Below are 17625 nucleotides of genomic sequence, written 5' to 3' on the forward strand. Positions count from 1 at the left end.
GCACCACGGGTAGAGCCGGTCAAGGCTGATAGATGTCCGGCACACCGTCGCCGTCGTCGTCGGCGGTCTCACGTTCGTGAATGCGGCGATAGGCGGCGTTGCGGGACATCAGCACCACCGCCGCCAGCATCCCGGCAATCACCGAACCCGCGAGCACGCCGATCTTGGCGTCGGCGCCGGCGGCGGTACCGGCGCCGAACGCCAGCTCGCCGATCAGCAGCGAGACCGTGAACCCGATCCCGGCCAGCAGCGCCACCCCGGCGACGTCGAGCCAGCCGAGTCCCTCGTCGAGCTCGGCACCGGTGAATCGCGCCAGCAGGAATGTGGTGCTGAACACACCGATGGCTTTGCCGAACACCAGTCCAAAGAGAACGCCGGCGGTCACCGGATGGGTGATCGCGTCCACCAGACCGGGCCAGCCGCCGACGCTCACGCCCGCGGCGAAGAACGCGAACACCGGCACCGCCACCCCGGCGGACAACGGCCGCAGCGCGTGCTCGAACGTCTCGGCCGACGCATGCTTGCCCAGGACCGGCACCCCGAAACCGAGCAGCACCCCGGCCACCGTGGCGTGGATACCGCTCGCGTGCACCAGCGCCCAGGTCGCTGCGGCCAGCGGCAGCAGCAGCCACCAGTGCCTGATGCCGCGCTGTACGGCCGCCACGAACAGCCCACCGGGAATGACGGCCAGCGCCAACGCCGCCGGGTTGAGGTGGTCGGTGTAGAAGCAGGCGATGACGATGATGGCCAGCAGGTCGTCGACCACTGCGAGCGTCAGCAGGAAGGTGCGCAGCGCGGTGGGCAGGTGCGTTGATATGACCGCAAGCACTGCCAATGCGAAAGCGATGTCCGTCGCAATCGGCACCGCCCAGCCGCCCAGATTCTCCGGGTGCCCCAGCCACAGGTTCAGGCCTACGAAGATGCCGGCGGGCGCCAGCATGCCGCCGACGGCCGCCGCGATGGGCAGCGCGGCCCGCGCCGGGTCACACAGATCGCCCGCGACGAACTCCCGCTTGAGTTCGACGCCGACCACGAAGAAGAAGATCGCCAGGAGCCCGTCGGCCGCCCAGGCCGACAGGCTGAGCCGCAGATGCCAGGACTGCGGGCCGACGGCGAACTCGGACAGTGCGTGATAGCTCTGCGCGGCAGGCGAATTCGCCCACACCAGCGCGACGCCTGCGGCCAGCAGCAGCAAGATGCCGCCGACGGTCTCCTTGCGCAGAATCTCCGCAAACCGCTGCGTCTCGGGCCAAGTGGCGCGGGTCAGCAGCCGCCGGCGCGGCCCCTCATTGCGGTTGATCATCACGAGTCTCCTGGGCAGCGTCGGGCGGCGCCGACCAGGCTTCCCGGCACACCTGACCGCAAACTTACCGGGTCAGGAGTGCCACACACTCGACATGGTGCGTCAACGGGAACGAGTCGAAGACGCGCAGGTTCGTCACCTGGTAGCCGTGTCCGCGGTACAGGCCGATATCGCGCGCGAAAGAAGCTGCCTCGCAACCGATGTGGATCACCCGCGGCACCCCGGCCGCGGCCAGCTGATCGATCACCTCGTGCCCGGCGCCGGTGCGCGGCGGGTCCAGCACCGCGACGTCGGCCGCGACCCGCTGGGTGCCGAGCGCGCGGCGCACCGAATCGGTCACCACCTCGACGCAACCCAGATCCCCCAGCGCGGCCCGGGCTGCGCGCGCCGATCCGCGTGAAGTGTCCACCGTCAGCACCCGGCCCGACTCCCCCACCGACCCGGCCAGCGCCGCGGCGAAAACGCCTGCGCCGCCGTACAAATCCCACGCGGTCTGCCCTTCGGACAGCTCGGCCCAGTCGGCGACCAGCGCGCTGTAGGTGGTGGCGGCGTCGCGATGGGACTGCCAGAACGCTGTCACCGGAACGAGCCATTCCTGATCCCCGACGCGCTGCACTGCTTCGTACTCGCCCGAGACCACTTCGGTCATGCCGGCCTTGCTCTTCTTGCTACCGCGCGGACCGGACCGCACGACGTGCCGCTGCCCGGCGTCGTCGAGCACCACGTGCAGGTGCGCACCGGGCGGTTGCAGCGGCAGCTCGTCCAGCATCCCGGCCGGCACCTGAGCGCACGACAGGTCGGTCACCAGCTCGTCGCTGTGGTACCGGTGGAATCCGGCCCGGCCGTCCGCGCCGACCTCCAGCCGCACCCGGGTGCGCCACCCGGTCGCGCCGACCGTGCCGACTTCCGCTGCGACGAGGTCACCGGCCTCGTGGCCGCCGAGCCGGGCCAGCTGATTGGCCACGACCTCGCCCTTGAGCCGCCGCGCCGCGGCCGGATCGACGAAAGCCAGGTCGCAGCAACCGGATCCCTGCGCCCCGGCGATCGCGCACAACGAATCCACCCGGTCGGGAGACGCCTCGAGTACCTCGAGAACATCGGCGTGCCAGTACGAGCCGCGTTCGGAGGTCACCTCGGCGCGCACCACCTCACCCGGCAGCGCGTGCCGGACGAAGATCACGCGGCCGTCGTGCCGCGCCACGCAGCTGCCACCGTTGGCCGGCGGGCCAACGGTCACTGTTACCTCAGTCATTCAATGATGCCGGTCATTCGATGATGCCCCGTCTCGTGTCGCCCGGCGCCGAACCCGGAGTCATGGTCACCTTCACGCGCTCCGACGAAGTCAGCTGCCACGGAACGGAAGTCACCATCACGTTGGGAATGAACAGCAGCCGGCCCTTGAGCCGCAGCGCGCTCTGATTGTGCAGGATGTGCTCCCACCAGTGGCCCACCACGTACTCCGGGATGAACACCGTCACGACGGTGCGCTTCGACTCGGCCGTGATGCGCTTGACGTAATCGAGGATGGGCCTGGTGATTTCGCGGTACGGCGAGGCGATGACCTTCAGCGGGACGGACACGTCGCTGTCCTCCCATTTGTGCACCAGCTCGCGCGTCTCGGCGTCGTCGACGCTGACGGTGATGGCCTCCAGCACGTCCGGGCGGGTCGCCCTGGCGTAGGCCAGGGCCCGCAGCGTCGGCAGGTGCAGATTGGACACCAGCACCACGGCGTGGTTGCGGCTGGGCAGCACCACGTCCTCGTCCGGCCCCGATTGGGCACGCAGTTCCTTGGCGACGGTGTCGTAGTGCTTGTGGATCGCCTTCATCAAGACGAACAGCAGACTCATGGCCAGGATCGCGATCCAGGCGCCGGCCATGAACTTCGTCACGATGACCACCAGCAGCACCGCGCCCGTGCAGAGGAAGCCGATGGTGTTGACGATCCGCGCGCGCTGCATGCGGCGCCGCTCGGAGCCGTCGGTCTCTGTGCTCAGCAGCCGGTTCCAGTGCCGCACCATGCCGATCTGGCTGAGGGTGAACGACACGAACACGCCGACGATGTACAGCTGGATCAGTGCGGTGACCTCGGCGTTGAACGCCACCACGAACGCGATGGCGGCGAACGCGAGGAACAGGATGCCGTTGGAGAACGCCAGCCGGTCACCGCGGGTGTGCAGCTGCCGCGGCAGGTAGCGGTCCTGGGCCAGGATCGAACCCAGCACCGGGAAACCGTTAAAGGCGGTGTTGGCGGCCAGGACCAGGATCAGACCCGTCACGCCCGCGATCAGGTAGAGGCCCACCGGGAAGCCCTGGAACACCGCCTCGGCCAGCTGGGTGATCACGGTCTTCTGGTGATAGCCCTCGGGCGCGCCCACCAACTGGTCGACGCTGTCGGCCATCTTCAGGCCGATCTGCTTCGCCAGCACGATGATGCCCATGAACAACGACACCGCGATGGCCCCGAGCAGCAACAGTGTGGTTGCGGCGTTGCGCGACTTGGGCTTCTGGAAGGCGGGGACGCCATTGCTGATCGCTTCCACACCCGTCAGGGCGGCACAGCCCGACGAGAACGCGCGGGCCACCAGGAACACCATGGCGAAGCCCAGCACGTCGCCGTGCTCGGACTTGATGCTGAAACCGGCCGACTCGGCCCGCAGCGGATGGCCCAGCACGAAGATCTGGACGAAGCCCCACGCCAGCATGAGGTACATGCCGATCATGAAGGCGTAGGTCGGAATCGCGAACGCGGTACCGGACTCCCGGATGCCGCGCAGGTTCAGCGACGCCAGGATCAGGATCGCCAGTACCGAGAACAGCACCTTGTTCTGGGCGATGAACGGCACGGCCGACCCGATATTGGACATCGCCGACGCCGTCGACACCGCGACCGTCAGTACGTAGTCGACCAATAGCGCGCTGGCCACCGTCAGTCCGGCGGTATGCCCGAGGTTGGTCGTCACCACCTCGTAGTCGCCGCCACCGGATGGATACGCGTGCACGTTCTGCCGATAACTGGCGATCACGATGAGCATGACCGCGGCGACCGCGAGACCGATCCACGGCGCCATCGAATAGGCCGACAGACCGGCAACCGACAGCACCAGGAAGATTTCCTCCGGCGCGTAGGCGACGGACGACAACGCATCCGACGCGAACACCGGAAGAGCGATACGTTTGGGCAGCAACGTGTGGGCGAGCTTGTCGCTTCGGAAGGGTCGGCCGATCACCAACCGTCGCGTAGCGGTCGAAAGCTTGGACACGAGAGCCAAGGGTAAGCCCCCGGGGCTCGGGTTGTAGCGTTCGGAGGCGAGCTGAGGCATGAAATTCGCTTCGGGGCCGGTTCCTGGCCCAGAAAGGATCGGCTGGTGCGAGTAGTCGTGATGGGCTGCGGCCGGGTTGGCGCATCGCTGGCAGACGGGTTGGCCCGCATCGGCCACGAGGTCGCCGTGATCGACCGAGATAAGACGGCCTTCCACCGGCTGTCCCCGGAATTTCCGGGAGAACGCGTGCTGGGCATGGGTTTTGACCGCGACGTGCTGGAGCGGGCCGGTATCGAAGAGGCCGGCGCGTTCGCCGCCGTGTCGTCCGGCGACAACTCGAACATCATCTCTGCGCGGGTCGCGCGCGAGACCTTCGGCGTGCAGCGCGTCGTCGCGCGCATCTACGACGCCAAGCGCGCGGCGGTGTACGAGCGGCTCGGCATCCCGACCATCGCGACGGTGCCGTGGACCACCGACCGGTTGCTGAATCTGCTCACCCGCGAGACCGAGACCACCAAGTGGCGCGATCCGTCGGGCAACGTCGGCGTCACCGAACTGTCCCTGCACGAGGAGTGGGTCGGCTTCCGCGTCACCGCACTGGAGGCCGCGACCGGCGGCCGTGTCGCCTTCCTCATCCGGTTCGGCAGCGGCGTGCTGCCGGACGCCAAGACAGTCATCCAGGCCGGCGATCAGGTGTACATGGCCGCGGTGTCCGGCCGCGTCGCCGAAGCCATCGCGATCGCCTCACTGCCGCCCGGCGACGACGTCGAAAGCCACTAGGGAGCGCACATGAAGGTCGCAATCGCGGGCGCCGGCGCCGTCGGCCGCTCCATCGCGCGGGAACTGGTCGATCACCACGAGGTGACGCTGCTGGAGCGCAATCCGGATCACATCGACGTCGACGCCGTCCCCGCCGCGCAGTGGCGTCTGGGTGACGCGTGCGAGCTGTCGCTGCTCGAGTCCGTCAAACTGCACGAGTTCGACGTCGTCATCGCCGCCACCGGCGACGACAAGGCCAACGTCGTGGTCAGTCTGCTCGCCAAGACCGAGTTCGCGGTCCCCCGCGTCGTGGCCCGGGTCAACGACCCGCGCAACGAGTGGCTGTTCGACGACAGCTGGGGCGTCGACGTCGCGGTGTCCACGCCGCGCATGCTGGCGTCACTGGTCGAAGAAGCCGTGTCGGTGGGCGACCTGGTCCGCCTGATGAGTTTCCGCAAGGGCCAGGCCAACCTGGTCGAGATCACGCTGCCCGACGACACACCGTGGGGCGGCAAGGCGGTCAAGCGGCTGCAGCTGCCGCGCGACGCGACGCTGGTGACCATCCTGCGCGGCCCGCGCGTCATCGTGCCCGAATCCGACGAGCCGCTCGAGGGCGGCGACGAACTGCTGTTCGTCGCGGTCGCCGAGGTCGAGCAGGAGCTGCGCAACCAGGTGCTGAATCCGAGCTAGTCCTCGGTGACGTGATGTTCGGCGTCCCGGAGGGCCTTCTGCGCCGTCCGGATGGCCAGGTAGGACGCCAGCGCGGCGACCGCGGTGAGCGGCCAGCCCATGGCGATCCGCGCCACGCCGAGCAGGCCGGTCTGGTCCTGCCCGTACAGGTGATTCTGGACCAGGAACCGCGCCGCGAACACCAGCACCCACACCGCGGTCGCGATGTCGAACGCGAGCACCGCACGCCGGATGTCACGCCAGCTGCGGTCGTGCCCGGTGACCCAGCTCCAGCCGTACCCGACCAGTGGGCGGCGGATCACGATCGAGATGGTGAACACCCCGGCGTAGATCAGCGACGACCAGATGCCAAGTAGGAAATAGCCTTTCGAGGCGCCGATCAGGTAGGCGATCAGCGCGCTGATCCCCACGCCGATGAAGCCCGACACCGCGGGCTGCACCGATTCGCGGCGCGCCAGCCGCCACACCAGGACCAGGCCGGCGACACCGAGTGCTGAATAGATCGCGGCAGTCAGCCCGAAGAAGCTGGAGATCGGGACGAAGACGAGGACCGGCAGGGACGAATAGATCAGGCCGCTGACGCCGCCCATCTGCTCCAGCAGGACGTGCGCCGTCAGCTTCGCGTCGCGGTCGTCCTCCTGGGCCTCAGCGATGATTTCGACGTCGGCTTCGGCCTGCTCGCTGTCCGCGGTCCCCTTGTCGGGGAAAGTCACTTCTGAATCTCGTAATGCGGGTTGTAGATCGCCTTGGCCCCGCTGTCCAATTTGCCCAACCGTCCGTGCACCCGCAGGGTCCGCCCGGACTCGATGCCAGGGATGCGCCGCTGCCCCAACCAGACCAGCGTGACCGTGTCGGTGCCATCGAACAGCTCGGCCCGTACGCCACCAGAACAGCCCTTGCCGTTGGTCTCGACACACCGCAGCGTGCCGACCATCGTCACTTCTTGTCCGCGCGTACAGTCCACCGCCCGCATGGCGCCGGTATTGAGGGCCTCGTCGTTCAGCTCCTGGACATCACTCTGTTCGAGGTCCTCGGTAAGCCGCCGGGTGAGCCGGCGCAAATAGCCTTCCGCCGTAGCCATGGTCTCTCCTGAGACTTGCTGCGAATCCACCGTGGACCCGCTATCTAACCAACGTCACGCTAGACCTCTTGGTTCCGATTCGCCATTTCGGCGCGGGATATATCTTCGTTATCCCGCTCACTGGACCGCACTTCCGGCGCGACCCCCTTGCGAGCGCCATTTCCACCGCCGGGCACCATCGAGGGATGACGGCCAACTTGCAAGGGATGACCGCGGTACTCCTGCCCGGCACGGGATCTGACGACGACTACATCCGCAGGGCCTTCGGTGGCGCCCTGCTCGAAGCGGGTGCTGTGGTGGTCGCGCCACGACCGATGCCGGGCGGCCTGATCGCCGGCTATCTCGAAGCGCTCGACGCCGCGGCGCAGCAGGGCCCGATCATGGTCGGCGGGGTGTCGCTGGGCGCTGCGGTGGCGACGAACTGGGCGCTGAACCACCCGGATCAGTGCACTGCCGTCCTGGCCGCACTGCCCGCCTGGACCGGCGAGTCCGACGGCGCGCCCGCCGCACAAGCCGCCCGCTACTCCGCGCAGCAGCTGCGCGAGATCGGGCTGGATGCGGCCGTCGCCGGCATGCGCGCGGGCAGCCCGGCCTGGCTCGCGGACGAACTGACACGGTCATGGACGGCGCAGTGGCCGGGGCTGCCGGACGCGATGGAAGAGGCGGCGGGTTACGGCGGGCCCACGCGTGCACAACTCGCCGAGCTACAGGTGCCGATGGGCGTGGCCGGGGCCGTGGACGACGCCGTCCACCCCGTTGCGGTCGCCGCGGAATGGGCCGTGGCCGCCCCCAGGGCCGCGCTGCGGACCGTCACCCTCGAAGCGATGGGTGTAGAGCCGACGGTGTTGGGCGACGCCTGCGTGGCCGCGCTGCGGGAGGCCGTCAGCCTCCTGTGATGGTGCCCATCTGCTGGGTGCGCAGCTGCTGCATGGCCGAGCCCTGCTCGCTGCGGCGGGCGTCGGGCTCACCTTCGGGCTGCTGCTGCATGTGCTGCTGCAGTTGCTCGAGCGCCTGCTGAGCCTGCTCCATCTGCTGCTGTGCCATCTGAGCGGCCGCCGCGCGCAGCTGCTCCAGCAGCGGCTCGGACAGCTGCACCGGCAGCGGGCTGCGGACTGCCAGCGGGGTGTCACCGCGGCGAACTACGGTGTCCGCCAACGAGGTTCGGGCCTCGTCGGCGATGGCGTCGATGGTCTCCTCGGTGCCGACGACGACGCACCGCACCATCCACCGGTAGCCGTCGGCCCCGATGAAGCGCATCACGACCTGCCCCTGGCCGGGCTGCGGCACCGGCAGGCCCACGACCTCGCGGCCCCAGGGTCCGTCTTCGATCCGCGCCTGCGCATTGTCGCCCCGGAGCGACTCCGCCAGCTCGGCGGCGATCTCGCGCCACAGGCCACCGGTCTTCGGCGCCGCGTACGCCGCGACGGAGAACCGGCCGTTGGGCGTCATGATCCAGACGGCATTCGGCACGCCCTGCTCATTGACCTCGACGTTGAGCTGCGAACCGTCGGGCACCGGGACCAGCACGCCACCCAAATCCAGGCGGGCCGCCTCGGCGTCGGCCGGGTCGTCGAAGTCCTCGATGTCGAAGGGGCCGTCTTCTTCGGAGTTGAATTCGAATGCCATCACAAACTCGCATGTCCGCCGGAGGAACCGTGGCCGCCCGCGCCACGTGAGGTGTCAGCCAGTCCGGCCTCGTCGAACGACGTGACCTCGACCAGCTCGGGCAGCTCGACCCGCTGCACCAGCAGCTGAGCGATCCGGTCGCCGCGCTGGACGGTGATGGGCTCACTGGGGTCGAGGTTGATCAGCGCCACCTTGATCTCGCCGCGATACCCGGCATCGACGGTGCCAGGCGCGTTGACGATCGAAAGCCCAACGCGGATAGCCAATCCCGAGCGCGGGTGGACCAGGCCGACCATGCCGTGCGGAATGGCGACGGCGATCCCCGTCGGCACCAACTCGCGCTGGCCGGGGGCCAGTTCGAGGTCGATTGCGCTGAACAGATCGACGCCGGCATCGCCGTCGTGAGCCCGGGCCGGCATCGGCAGATCCCGGTCCAGACGAACTACCGCCAGAGAGGTGGGCACGGTGCCACAGACTACCCTTGGCCGCGTGTCAGACACGCGAGCAGCCACCCAAACGGTCCGCTACCGAGAGCGGTTGACGGTGCCTTTGTGGTGGTGGTTACCGGGTTTCGGGCTGGCGGCCCTGATCGCGCTGGAAGTGGTGCAAGGCGTGTCGGGGGTACCGACGTGGGCGCCCTTCGCCGTGCTGCTCCCGGTCGCCGCGGCGACGCTGGTGTGGATGGGGCGCATCGAGCTGCGCGTGGTGGGCACCGGAACCGGACCGGACGCCGAGACCGAGCTGTGGGTTGGGCCGGCGCATATCCCCACGAACGTCATCTCCCGGTCGGCCGAGGTGCCGCGTTCGGCGAAGTCGGCGGCCCTGGGCCGGCAGCTGGACCCCGCCGCGTACGTCGTACACCGCGCCTGGGTCGGGCCGCTGATCCTCGTCGTCCTCGACGATCCGGATGACCCCACGCCGTACTGGCTGGTGAGCACGCGGCATCCGGATCGGGTGCTGGCGGCACTGCAGGGCCGCTGACCGGCCCGCAAGACGGCGAATGGCCGGTCCACGCTCGCAACTGATTCAGCTGCGGGTGTGGACCGGCCATTCGCCGTCCTGAGTGTGAATCCCTAGGCGGCGCAGTCAGTGCAGATCATCACGCCGTTCTTCTCGCTGGCGAGACGGCTGCGGTGTTGCACCAGGAAGCAGCTCGAGCAGGTGAACTCATCGGCCTGCTTGGGCACCACTCGGACCGAGAGTTCCTCGCCCGACAGGTCAGCGCCGGGCAACTCGAAGTTCTCGGCCGAGTCGGTTTCGTCGACGTCAACGACGGCGGACTGTGCCTCATTGCGTCGTGCTTTGAGCTCCTCCAGAGAGTCCTCGGAAACCTCATCAGTCTCTGAACGCCGCGGGGCGTCGTAATCGGTAGCCATGGTCATCCCCTCCGTTACCTTGCAGCAGAGCTTTGTACCAGCGTCGAACGCTTCTACCAAATGATTCGTGCCCAGAAAGCGCGCCGATTATATGTGATTTGCATCACATGCGCCAGGGATGGTTCGTAATCACGCTGGCTGCGGGGCATCTACAGTGCACATGTGGTCGCTCAAATCACCGAGGGCACAGCCTTCGACAAGCACGGTCGGCCGTTCCGCCGCCGCAACTACGTGCCCGGCGCGGTGCTGTTCGCAGTGCTGGCCGTCGCGACGCTGATCGCCTGGCTCGTGGTCGCCAACCAGCCCGCCGAAATCCACCAGGCGATCACCTGCAATCCCCCACCGGCCCCGAGCGAGCCGAACCAGCCGAAGCTCGGCGACGAGGTCTCGCAGTCCTCGATGGTCAACGTGGTGCCGGCCAAGCTCGCCGACACCAAGATCAAGGTGCTCAACGCCAGCGGCCAGGGCGGCCAGGCCAGCGAGGTCGCCGGCGAGCTTCGCGACCTCGGGTTCGCTCAGCCGGCGGCGAGCAACGACCCCGTCTACGCCACCACCCGCATGGAATGCCAGGGCCAGATCCGGTTCGGCCCGGCCGGCAAGTCCGCCGCCGCCGCGCTGTGGCTGGTCGCGCCCTGCACCCAGCTGTTCCAGGACCAGCGACCCGACGACTCCGTCGACCTGGCGATCGGCACCGAGTTCAACGAGCTCGCCCACAGCGACGACATCGAAGCCATGCTGGCCAGCCTGAAACCGGACGCGACCCAGCCCGCCGACACCTCGCTGCTGCCGAAGATCCACAGCGGGACCTGCTAGCCGCGACCAGCTAGCAGTAGCCGACGCGCGCCAGCTGACCGGCCAGCGCCGCGGACACCCCGGGCGCCGCGGCGACGACGAGGTCGTCGTCTTCCGCACCGGGCGCGGGCAGCCGCACCACCGCGCCCGCCTCCTCGGCGATCAGGGCGGCGGCAGCCCAATCCCACACGTGCACACCGGATTCGAAGTACGCGTCGAGCTGTCCGGCGGCGACCATGCACAGATCCAGGGCGCACGACCCGACGCGGCGGATGTCCCGCACCTCGGCCAGGAGCTCGGCCACCGCACCGGCCTGACGGCGCCGACGCTCGCGCTCGTAGGCGAACCCGGTCGCCACCAGCGCCATGGGCAGTTCGTCGATGACGTTGCAGCGCAGAGCGGTTGACACGCCGTCCCGGATCACCACGGCCCCGTGACCGCGCGCGGCGGAGAACACCTCGCCGGTGGCCGCGTTGGCCACCGCACCGGCCACCGACACCCCGTCGATCTGCACGCCGACGGACACCGCGTAGGCGCCCAGCCCGTACATGAAGTTCACGGTGCCGTCGATGGGATCGAGCACCCACACCGGCACGCCCGCAGGAGCCCGCGCCGCACCGCCTTCCTCCTCGCCCAGGATCGCGTCGTCCGGCCGCAACGCCGCCAGGCGCTCCCGCAGCAGCCGCTCGGTCTCGGTGTCCACCACGGTCACCGGATCGGTCGGACTGCTCTTGGTGCGCACCGCGCCGTCGCCCTGCGGGGCACCGGCGAAAACCTCGGTGCGCCGCCTGCGGACGAAGCCGGCGGCCTCGGTCGCCAACTGCTCGGCGAGCGCTCGCAGCGCAGCAGGCGCGGTGCCACTTTCGGGTTCGCGTGCGGTCATGACACCTATCGCAGCACACGCGGTTAGGGTGTGGGTCGCGCCCTCTTGCCCACCCCCTCCAAGGAGTGCAGATGACCGAGACGCCCACCGGACCGACTGACGGCTCGCAGCATCGAGCGCTCGGGATCGACGTCGGCGGCAGCGGCGTCAAGGGCGGCATCGTCGACCTCGACACCGGGCAGCTGATCGGCGAGCGCTTCCGGCTCCCCACCCCGCAGCCGGCCACTCCCGAAGCCGTCTCCGAAACTGTCGCCGCGGTCGTGGCCGAGTTCGGCTGGACCGGACCGCTGGGCGTGACCTACCCCGGCGTGGTGACCGAGGGCATCGTGCGCACCGCGGCCAACGTCGACAGCAGCTGGATCGGCACCAACGTGCGGGACATGTTCGCCTCGCGGTTGAACGGCCAGGACGTGACCGTGCTCAACGACGCGGACGCCGCCGGGCTGGCCGAGGAGAAGTTCGGCGCGGGACGCGAGGTGAGCGGGCTGGTCGTGTTGCTGACATTCGGCACCGGCATCGGCTCGGCAGTGATCTACGACGGTGTGCTGTTGCCCAACACCGAGTTCGGGCACATCGAGGTCGGCGGCAAGGAAGCCGAGCACCGGGCCGCGTCGTCGGTCAAGGAACGCAAGGACTGGTCGTACGAGCGCTGGACCGAAGAGGTCACGAAGGTGCTGGTAGCGGTCGAGAACGCGATCTGGCCGGACCTGTTCATCGTCGGCGGCGGGATCAGCAAGAAGGCCGACAAGTGGGTGCCGCTGCTGAAGAACCGCACACCCGTGGTCGCCGCGACGCTGCAGAATTCGGCCGGCATCGTCGGTGCCGCGATGGCCGCCGACGGCGCCCTGCATCACCATTAGCCGCCCGCCAACGCTCCGAGCCTGCCGCTGATACGGCTTATGGGCACTATGTCGTTACAATGGTCAACGGCGGCCGCCTGAACGGATAGCGGCGAACATCCGATCGAAGATCGACGCCAATATTCGACAGCCGACGCTTTTCGGTGGCGCATGCCCACGCCATCGATGTACGTATGACCGAAAGGGTGGCCGTGGTAGCGACCAAAGCCAGCGAGACAACCGACGAGCCGGTGAAGCGCACCACCAAAGCCCCCGCTAAGAAGGCCGCCGCCAAGGCTGCGCCGGCCAAGCGTGCCGCGAAGGCTCCCGCGAAGAAGGCCGCTGCGAAGGCTCCCGCCAAGCGCGGCCCGCGCAAGGCCACCGATTCCAAGGCCGAAGACGGCGGCACCGACGACGTGACCGACGTCGACGACCTCGCCGTCGAACCCGATGAGATCGACGTCGACGAAGCCGACCTGGAACTCGACGAAGACCTCGAGGCCGACGAGGACGAAGCCGAAGACGGTGACACCGAGGGTGAGGCCACCGCGGAGGGCGCCAAGGCCGCTCCCAAGGCCGCCGAAGGCGAAGAGACCGACGACACCTCAGAGCCGTCCGAGAAGGACAAGGCTTCCGGCGACTTCGTCTGGGACGAGGAAGAGTCCGAGGCGCTGCGGCAGGCACGCAAGGACGCCGAGCTCACCGCCTCCGCCGACTCTGTGCGTGCGTACCTCAAGCAGATCGGCAAGGTCGCGCTGCTCAACGCCGAGGAGGAGGTCGAGCTCGCCAAGCGCATCGAGGCCGGCCTGTACGCCACCCAGCTGATGTCCGAGCTGCTGGAGAAGGGCGAGAAGCTGCCCGCCGCGCAGCGTCGCGACATGCAGTGGATCTGCCGCGACGGCGACCGCGCCAAGAACCACCTGCTGGAAGCCAACCTGCGTCTGGTGGTGTCGCTGGCCAAGCGCTACACCGGCCGCGGCATGGCGTTCCTGGACCTGATCCAGGAAGGCAACCTGGGCCTGATCCGCGCGGTCGAGAAGTTCGACTACACCAAGGGCTACAAGTTCTCGACGTACGCCACCTGGTGGATCCGTCAGGCCATCACCCGCGCCATGGCCGACCAGGCCCGCACCATCCGTATCCCGGTGCACATGGTCGAGGTCATCAACAAGCTCGGCCGCATCCAGCGTGAGCTGCTGCAGGACCTGGGTCGCGAACCCACGCCCGAAGAGCTGGCCAAGGAAATGGACATCACGCCGGAGAAGGTGCTGGAGATCCAGCAGTACGCGCGTGAGCCCATCTCGCTGGACCAGACCATCGGCGACGAGGGCGACAGCCAGCTCGGTGACTTCATCGAAGACAGCGAAGCCGTGGTGGCCGTGGACGCCGTGTCGTTCACGCTGCTGCAGGATCAGCTGCAGTCGGTGCTCGAGACCCTGTCCGAGCGCGAGGCCGGCGTCGTCCGGCTGCGCTTCGGCCTCACCGATGGCCAGCCGCGCACGCTGGACGAGATCGGCCAGGTCTACGGCGTGACCCGCGAGCGCATCCGCCAGATCGAGTCCAAGACCATGAGCAAGCTGCGCCACCCGTCGCGCTCGCAGGTCCTGCGCGACTACCTGGACTAATCCCCCAGATCGAACAGCTGCCCCGAAACTTCTGGTTTCGGGGCAGTTTTCGTTTGTTGAGCGGAGGTCAGCAGGGGACGCAGCGGTACCCGTTCCAGATCCAGCCTGCGCCGCAGCCGTGGTCGCCCGTTTCACCGCGACAGTTCATCGGTTGCGCGACGACCGTCGGCTGTGGACTGAACGTCGTTGTATCGGTTGAGCTTTGTGCCGCTTGCGCGAGGGGTACCGGACCGAGGGGCGCGACCAACAGCGCCGCAGCGGCAACAGCCAGGACAGTTTTGGTGTGCATGAAAGCCTCCGGCGTCGGGGTCGAATTGGATACGAACCGTCAAATTTTACGCTTGCGTCAGATTGCTGGCCAGAGGCCAGACTCCCCCACTGCCCAAAAAACCGGAGGCGGGGAAAGCGCTGCGTGTGAAAGGCTTTCGCGCATGCCAACCTCGGAGCATCCACTAGGCCAAGCGATGCTGGACGTCTCGTCCGAGTGCTTCGCAGCGATGGCTGACATCCTCACGGTGCTCGGCGACGACCTCGCCAACCGCCGGCCCGACCTACCCGGCGCGAACAGCTGCTATGCCATCGTCAACCACTGCATCGGGGTGGTCGACTACTGGGCGGGCTCTTTCATTGCCGGACAACGAATCCCGCGGGACCGCGACAGCGAGTTCACCGCCACCGGACGGGTCGACGAGCTGCTGGAACGGCTGACGGCGCTGCAGCAGCGCCTGCCCGGCTGGGTCGAGGTGGCGGTCACCGAAGGAATCCGGGACCGCTCGCTGGCCGACGGGATACGCGGCGGCACCACGCGCGCCGCGGTGCTGGCCACGGCCAGCCCGGAGTGGACGCTGCTGCACATCCTGCACGACATCGCGCAGCACGTCGGGCACCTGGAGATCACCCGAGACCTGCTGCTCTCCACACGAACCGAGAGCTGACGCAAATCGGCCCCCTGCGCCGAGGAGCAGGGGGCCGATCGCGCGACCGCGAACCGTCAGTCGGTGCTGCCGGCGCCAGTGCCGGCGCCGGCCTTGGCAGATTCCGCCTTGGCCTTGGCTTCGGCCTTCTTGGCCTCAGCAGCAGCCTTCTTCTCCTCGGCCTTGGCCTTGGCGGCAGCTTTCTTCTCCTCAGCCGCAGCCTTCTTGGCGTCGGCCTTGGCCTTGGCAGCGGACTTCTTCTCGTCAGCCGCAGCCTTCTTGGCGTCAGCCTTGGCCTTGGCAGCGTCAGCCTTGGCCTGACCATCGGACTTGGCGGCGTCGGCGTCGGCCTTGGCGTCATCAGCCTTGGCGGCGTCAGCGTCAGCCTTGGGCTCGTCGGCCTTGTTGGTCGACGCCGGAACGTCGGCAACCTTGGCCGGCGAGTCCCCGGCCGCGGCGGCCGCCGCGGTCTTGGCGGCAACCGGAGCCGGAGCCTTGAACGCGGCCGGCGAGACCGCCGCACCCGAAGTCGGGGCGACAGTCTGCGTGCCCGCGGCCGGAGCCGGCGGGGTCAGCTTCTTCTGCAGGTTGTCGATCGCCGTGGTGACGCCACCGATGACCTGCGAGTTGATCGCCCGAACAAACTTGGCGGTCGAGAAGAGCGCATCCGCTGCACCATGGTTGATGGCGGTCAGGATCTTGCCCACGTTTCCGGTCTGGAACGCCGCAGCGACGTCCTGAACCACCGAACCCAACTGCCGAGACAGCGTGCGGACCTGGGTCAACACGTTCTCGATCGGGCCCTTCTGCATCCCGGCAATCTTGACGCCATTCCACTCGACCAAGTTCCAGCCATCAGTCGGGTTGCCCTCGACGACGACGTAATTGGTGTTGCTCAACGGATGCTGAGTGAAGAGCATGATCTTCTGCTCAGGGCTGAGGTTCTTGGCGTTCATCATCGTCCAGACCATGATGGTGCCGCCGTGCGAGAACACCGCCGCGTTGCGATCACCGTTGTCATAGATCGTCTGCAACGCGCCGTTGACGCGGTCCTCGAACTGATGACCATTGAGACCGGTGGTACTACCGGGTGCGCTCGGGATGAACGCGTCCAGGTTCGGGGTGATCGGGTTGAAGCTGACGTTCGGCGGCGGCGTCACCGACAGACCCGCCCACGCCAGCGGAGCCGTCAGGTAACCGAAGATTCCCGCGCGCTCCGGGGTGCCTTCGTACATCCCGGCTTCGATCTCCTGCAGGCCCGGCAGCACCGTGATCGGCAGACCCAGGTACTGCGACATCGGCGTAGCGGTCTGCTGCGTCCGAACCATCTGCGACGCGTAGATGCCGTCGTAGTTGTTGTCGCCGAGCTTGGCCGCGATGTCCTTGGCTTGCTGCTGCCCTGCATCGGTCAGGACCGGACCCGGAGTCTTGGTGTCGATGTTGCCCGACGTGTTGCCGAACGACTGACCATGCCGAATGAACGTGATGGTCATGTTCTCGGCCGCCCATGCCGGCAGCGCCGACATGACCAGAAGGGCACTGGCCGTCAGAGCGACGCCGAGTCCCTTCAGTCTCCGTGCGCGACGGCGCTTGCCGGTCGCGACTTCAGAATTTGTGTGGTTGATCATGCCCTCACCGTCTCGGGGATATTTACGCGCGAGATCGTGCCAATCCCGTGACCGTGATTCAGGCCACATTCCCGATCAGTGGACAGATTTCTCAAACTGTCATTCATTTGCCGTTAACTAAAACCATTGGTTGGAAAATTGGCCGGCAGGGCTGCGAAGACGCCGTCGCCGGCGGGCCGGTAGGGCACAGTGCGGGTCACCGCCGCAGCGGGGAGCGGTCCGTACAGGTGCGGGAAGAGCATCGACTCCGGATCCGTCGGCACCCCGGGCTCCCAGCGAACCGGCGACCCCAGCAGTCCGGGATCGCACACCAGCAGGATCAGGTCGGACTGGCCACGGTAGAGCCGGTTGGCCGGCAGGTGCACCTGCTCGGGCGCCGACAGATGGACGAACCCGACCAGGTCGAGCGACGGCGGCCGCAGCTCGCCATCGAACTGAGCACCCGCCCAATCCGTTTCACTACATAGATGGACCAGGACGGTGGGCGACGGGATCATCCGGCCAGCCTGCCGCGCCTGCAACTCAGACGATAGGTGAGACACGACACACCCGTGAACACTCGGGGAACAACGCTGGAATCCAAATCGTCTGAGAGAGTAGAGATGTGTAACCGGCAAAGCGCCCAGGCGGCGACGAGCAGAAGGAGGAGCCATGAACGCAACTCTGACCGGCCCGACACTGACACGGGCCGACCGCTGTGACCGGTGCGGCGCTGCCGCCCGCGTTCGCGCTACCCTGCCGTCCGGCATGGAGCTTCTGTTCTGCCAACACCACGCGAACGAGCACGAATCCAAGCTGGTCGAGTTGGCCGCTGTGCTGGAGATCAGCAGCGAGGACTGAGTGTGACCC

At 67.8% G+C, this 17625-nt stretch carries 20 protein-coding genes; 9 read left to right on the plus strand and 11 right to left on the minus strand.

Features of this window, described 5'->3' with window-relative positions:
* Positions 1-19: 19 nt before the first annotated feature.
* From nhaA to A7G45_RS18885, 3 genes are all read right to left on the minus strand, one after another.
* Positions 20-1303 (minus strand): Na+/H+ antiporter NhaA, encoded by a 1284-nt coding sequence (gene nhaA / locus A7G45_RS18875; protein WP_260939373.1) that lies wholly within the window; start codon positions 1301-1303, stop codon positions 20-22.
* A gap of 64 nt (positions 1304-1367) precedes the next feature.
* A complete protein-coding gene (locus A7G45_RS18880; RefSeq protein WP_260939375.1) occupies positions 1368-2555 on the minus strand; it encodes a class I SAM-dependent RNA methyltransferase in 1188 nt (395 codons plus the stop codon).
* 13 nt (positions 2556-2568) lie between these two features.
* Positions 2569-4563: an APC family permease gene (locus A7G45_RS18885; protein ID WP_043393871.1), complete on the minus strand. Its 1995-nt coding sequence runs from the start codon at positions 4561-4563 to the stop codon at positions 2569-2571.
* 105 nt (positions 4564-4668) lie between these two features.
* Here A7G45_RS18885 and A7G45_RS18890 point away from each other — a divergent pair, with 105 nt between their 5' ends.
* The gene (locus A7G45_RS18890; RefSeq protein WP_081936621.1) at positions 4669-5343 is read left to right on the plus strand and encodes a potassium channel family protein; all 675 of its coding nucleotides are present in this window, start codon (positions 4669-4671) and stop codon (positions 5341-5343) included.
* 9 nt (positions 5344-5352) lie between these two features.
* The gene (locus A7G45_RS18895) at positions 5353-6012 is read left to right on the plus strand and encodes a potassium channel family protein (RefSeq protein ID WP_043393866.1); all 660 of its coding nucleotides are present in this window, start codon (positions 5353-5355) and stop codon (positions 6010-6012) included.
* Here the strand turns inward: A7G45_RS18895 and A7G45_RS18900 are convergent.
* A complete protein-coding gene (locus A7G45_RS18900; RefSeq protein WP_043986295.1) occupies positions 6009-6668 on the minus strand; it encodes a DUF3159 domain-containing protein in 660 nt (219 codons plus the stop codon). The two genes, A7G45_RS18895 and A7G45_RS18900, sit on opposite strands and share 4 nt — an antisense overlap.
* Positions 6669-6721: 53 nt before the next feature.
* On the minus strand, positions 6722-7093 hold the full coding sequence (locus tag A7G45_RS18905; RefSeq protein WP_043393862.1) for an OB-fold nucleic acid binding domain-containing protein: 372 nt from the start codon (positions 7091-7093) through the stop codon (positions 6722-6724).
* Positions 7094-7278: 185 nt separating this feature from the next.
* Here A7G45_RS18905 and A7G45_RS18910 point away from each other — a divergent pair, with 185 nt between their 5' ends.
* Complete coding sequence (locus A7G45_RS18910) at positions 7279-7989, plus strand: alpha/beta fold hydrolase (RefSeq protein WP_260939378.1); 711 nt, start codon at positions 7279-7281, stop codon at positions 7987-7989.
* Here the strand turns inward: A7G45_RS18910 and A7G45_RS18915 are convergent.
* Both A7G45_RS18915 and dut read right to left on the minus strand, forming a co-directional pair.
* Positions 7976-8719, minus strand: a complete 744-nt coding sequence (locus tag A7G45_RS18915) for a DUF3710 domain-containing protein (RefSeq protein WP_260939380.1) — start codon at positions 8717-8719, stop codon at positions 7976-7978. The genes A7G45_RS18910 and A7G45_RS18915 overlap by 14 nt on opposite strands.
* A complete protein-coding gene (gene dut, locus A7G45_RS18920; RefSeq protein ID WP_043393860.1) occupies positions 8719-9183 on the minus strand; it encodes a dUTP diphosphatase in 465 nt (154 codons plus the stop codon). Before dut ends, A7G45_RS18915 begins: the two co-directional genes overlap by 1 nt.
* Positions 9184-9208: 25 nt before the next feature.
* Here dut and A7G45_RS18925 point away from each other — a divergent pair, with 25 nt between their 5' ends.
* Positions 9209-9700, plus strand: a complete 492-nt coding sequence (locus A7G45_RS18925) for a DUF3093 domain-containing protein (RefSeq protein WP_043394059.1) — start codon at positions 9209-9211, stop codon at positions 9698-9700.
* A 92-nt stretch (positions 9701-9792) separates the two neighbouring features.
* Here A7G45_RS18925 and A7G45_RS18930 read toward each other — a convergent pair whose 3' ends face one another.
* A complete protein-coding gene (locus A7G45_RS18930) occupies positions 9793-10095 on the minus strand; it encodes a DUF4193 domain-containing protein (RefSeq protein ID WP_029105318.1) in 303 nt (100 codons plus the stop codon).
* Positions 10096-10257: 162 nt separating this feature from the next.
* Here A7G45_RS18930 and cei point away from each other — a divergent pair, with 162 nt between their 5' ends.
* Positions 10258-10908, plus strand: coding sequence for an envelope integrity protein Cei (gene cei, locus A7G45_RS18935; RefSeq protein WP_260939385.1), 651 nt, complete (start codon positions 10258-10260; stop codon positions 10906-10908).
* Positions 10909-10918: 10 nt separating this feature from the next.
* On the opposite strand, the gene A7G45_RS18940 is transcribed toward cei, so the two are convergent.
* Complete coding sequence (locus tag A7G45_RS18940) at positions 10919-11770, minus strand: inositol monophosphatase family protein (RefSeq protein WP_260939386.1); 852 nt, start codon at positions 11768-11770, stop codon at positions 10919-10921.
* Between the two features lie 71 nt (positions 11771-11841).
* Between A7G45_RS18940 and ppgK the strand changes: the two genes are divergently transcribed.
* From ppgK to A7G45_RS18955, 3 genes are all read left to right on the plus strand, one after another.
* Complete coding sequence (ppgK, locus tag A7G45_RS18945) at positions 11842-12630, plus strand: polyphosphate--glucose phosphotransferase (RefSeq protein ID WP_043394057.1); 789 nt, start codon at positions 11842-11844, stop codon at positions 12628-12630.
* Positions 12631-12821: 191 nt separating this feature from the next.
* Positions 12822-14234, plus strand: a complete 1413-nt coding sequence (locus A7G45_RS18950) for an RNA polymerase sigma factor (protein WP_260939794.1) — start codon at positions 12822-12824, stop codon at positions 14232-14234.
* Positions 14235-14665: 431 nt separating this feature from the next.
* On the plus strand, positions 14666-15169 hold the full coding sequence (locus tag A7G45_RS18955; RefSeq protein WP_234711455.1) for a mycothiol transferase: 504 nt from the start codon (positions 14666-14668) through the stop codon (positions 15167-15169).
* A 56-nt stretch (positions 15170-15225) separates the two neighbouring features.
* Here A7G45_RS18955 and A7G45_RS18960 read toward each other — a convergent pair whose 3' ends face one another.
* Both A7G45_RS18960 and A7G45_RS18965 read right to left on the minus strand, forming a co-directional pair.
* The gene (locus A7G45_RS18960) at positions 15226-16776 is read right to left on the minus strand and encodes a histidine phosphatase family protein (protein ID WP_260939387.1); all 1551 of its coding nucleotides are present in this window, start codon (positions 16774-16776) and stop codon (positions 15226-15228) included.
* A gap of 113 nt (positions 16777-16889) precedes the next feature.
* Entirely contained in the window at positions 16890-17273 is a 384-nt protein-coding gene (locus A7G45_RS18965; RefSeq protein ID WP_260939388.1) for a DUF952 domain-containing protein, read from the minus strand.
* A 154-nt stretch (positions 17274-17427) separates the two neighbouring features.
* Here A7G45_RS18965 and A7G45_RS18970 point away from each other — a divergent pair, with 154 nt between their 5' ends.
* Positions 17428-17616: a DUF7455 domain-containing protein gene (locus tag A7G45_RS18970; protein WP_043393852.1), complete on the plus strand. Its 189-nt coding sequence runs from the start codon at positions 17428-17430 to the stop codon at positions 17614-17616.
* Positions 17617-17625 lie beyond the last annotated feature (9 nt).

Source organism: Mycolicibacterium llatzerense, assembly GCF_025331195.1.
Lineage (GTDB): Bacteria > Actinomycetota > Actinomycetes > Mycobacteriales > Mycobacteriaceae > Mycobacterium > Mycobacterium llatzerense.

Bases quoted from the DNA above. Each gene is read 5' to 3' on its own strand.
- A7G45_RS18930 (WP_029105318.1), bottom strand. From the start codon at position 10,095: ATGGCTACCGATTACGACGCCCCGCGGCGTTCAGAGACTGATGAGGTT.
- A7G45_RS18960 (WP_260939387.1), bottom strand. From the start codon at position 16,776: ATGATCAACCACACAAATTCTGAAGTCGCGACCGGCAAGCGCCGTCGC.
- A7G45_RS18915 (WP_260939380.1), bottom strand. From the start codon at position 8,719: ATGGCATTCGAATTCAACTCCGAAGAAGACGGCCCCTTCGACATCGAG.
- A7G45_RS18880 (WP_260939375.1), bottom strand. From the start codon at position 2,555: ATGACTGAGGTAACAGTGACCGTTGGCCCGCCGGCCAACGGTGGCAGC.
- A7G45_RS18965 (WP_260939388.1), bottom strand. From the start codon at position 17,273: ATGATCCCGTCGCCCACCGTCCTGGTCCATCTATGTAGTGAAACGGAT.
- A7G45_RS18905 (WP_043393862.1), bottom strand. From the start codon at position 7,093: ATGGCTACGGCGGAAGGCTATTTGCGCCGGCTCACCCGGCGGCTTACC.
- A7G45_RS18955 (WP_234711455.1), top strand. From the start codon at position 14,666: ATGCCAACCTCGGAGCATCCACTAGGCCAAGCGATGCTGGACGTCTCG.
- nhaA (WP_260939373.1), bottom strand. From the start codon at position 1,303: ATGATCAACCGCAATGAGGGGCCGCGCCGGCGGCTGCTGACCCGCGCC.
- ppgK (WP_043394057.1), top strand. From the start codon at position 11,842: ATGACCGAGACGCCCACCGGACCGACTGACGGCTCGCAGCATCGAGCG.
- A7G45_RS18970 (WP_043393852.1), top strand. From the start codon at position 17,428: ATGAACGCAACTCTGACCGGCCCGACACTGACACGGGCCGACCGCTGT.
- A7G45_RS18940 (WP_260939386.1), bottom strand. From the start codon at position 11,770: ATGACCGCACGCGAACCCGAAAGTGGCACCGCGCCTGCTGCGCTGCGA.
- A7G45_RS18910 (WP_260939378.1), top strand. From the start codon at position 7,279: ATGACGGCCAACTTGCAAGGGATGACCGCGGTACTCCTGCCCGGCACG.
- A7G45_RS18895 (WP_043393866.1), top strand. From the start codon at position 5,353: ATGAAGGTCGCAATCGCGGGCGCCGGCGCCGTCGGCCGCTCCATCGCG.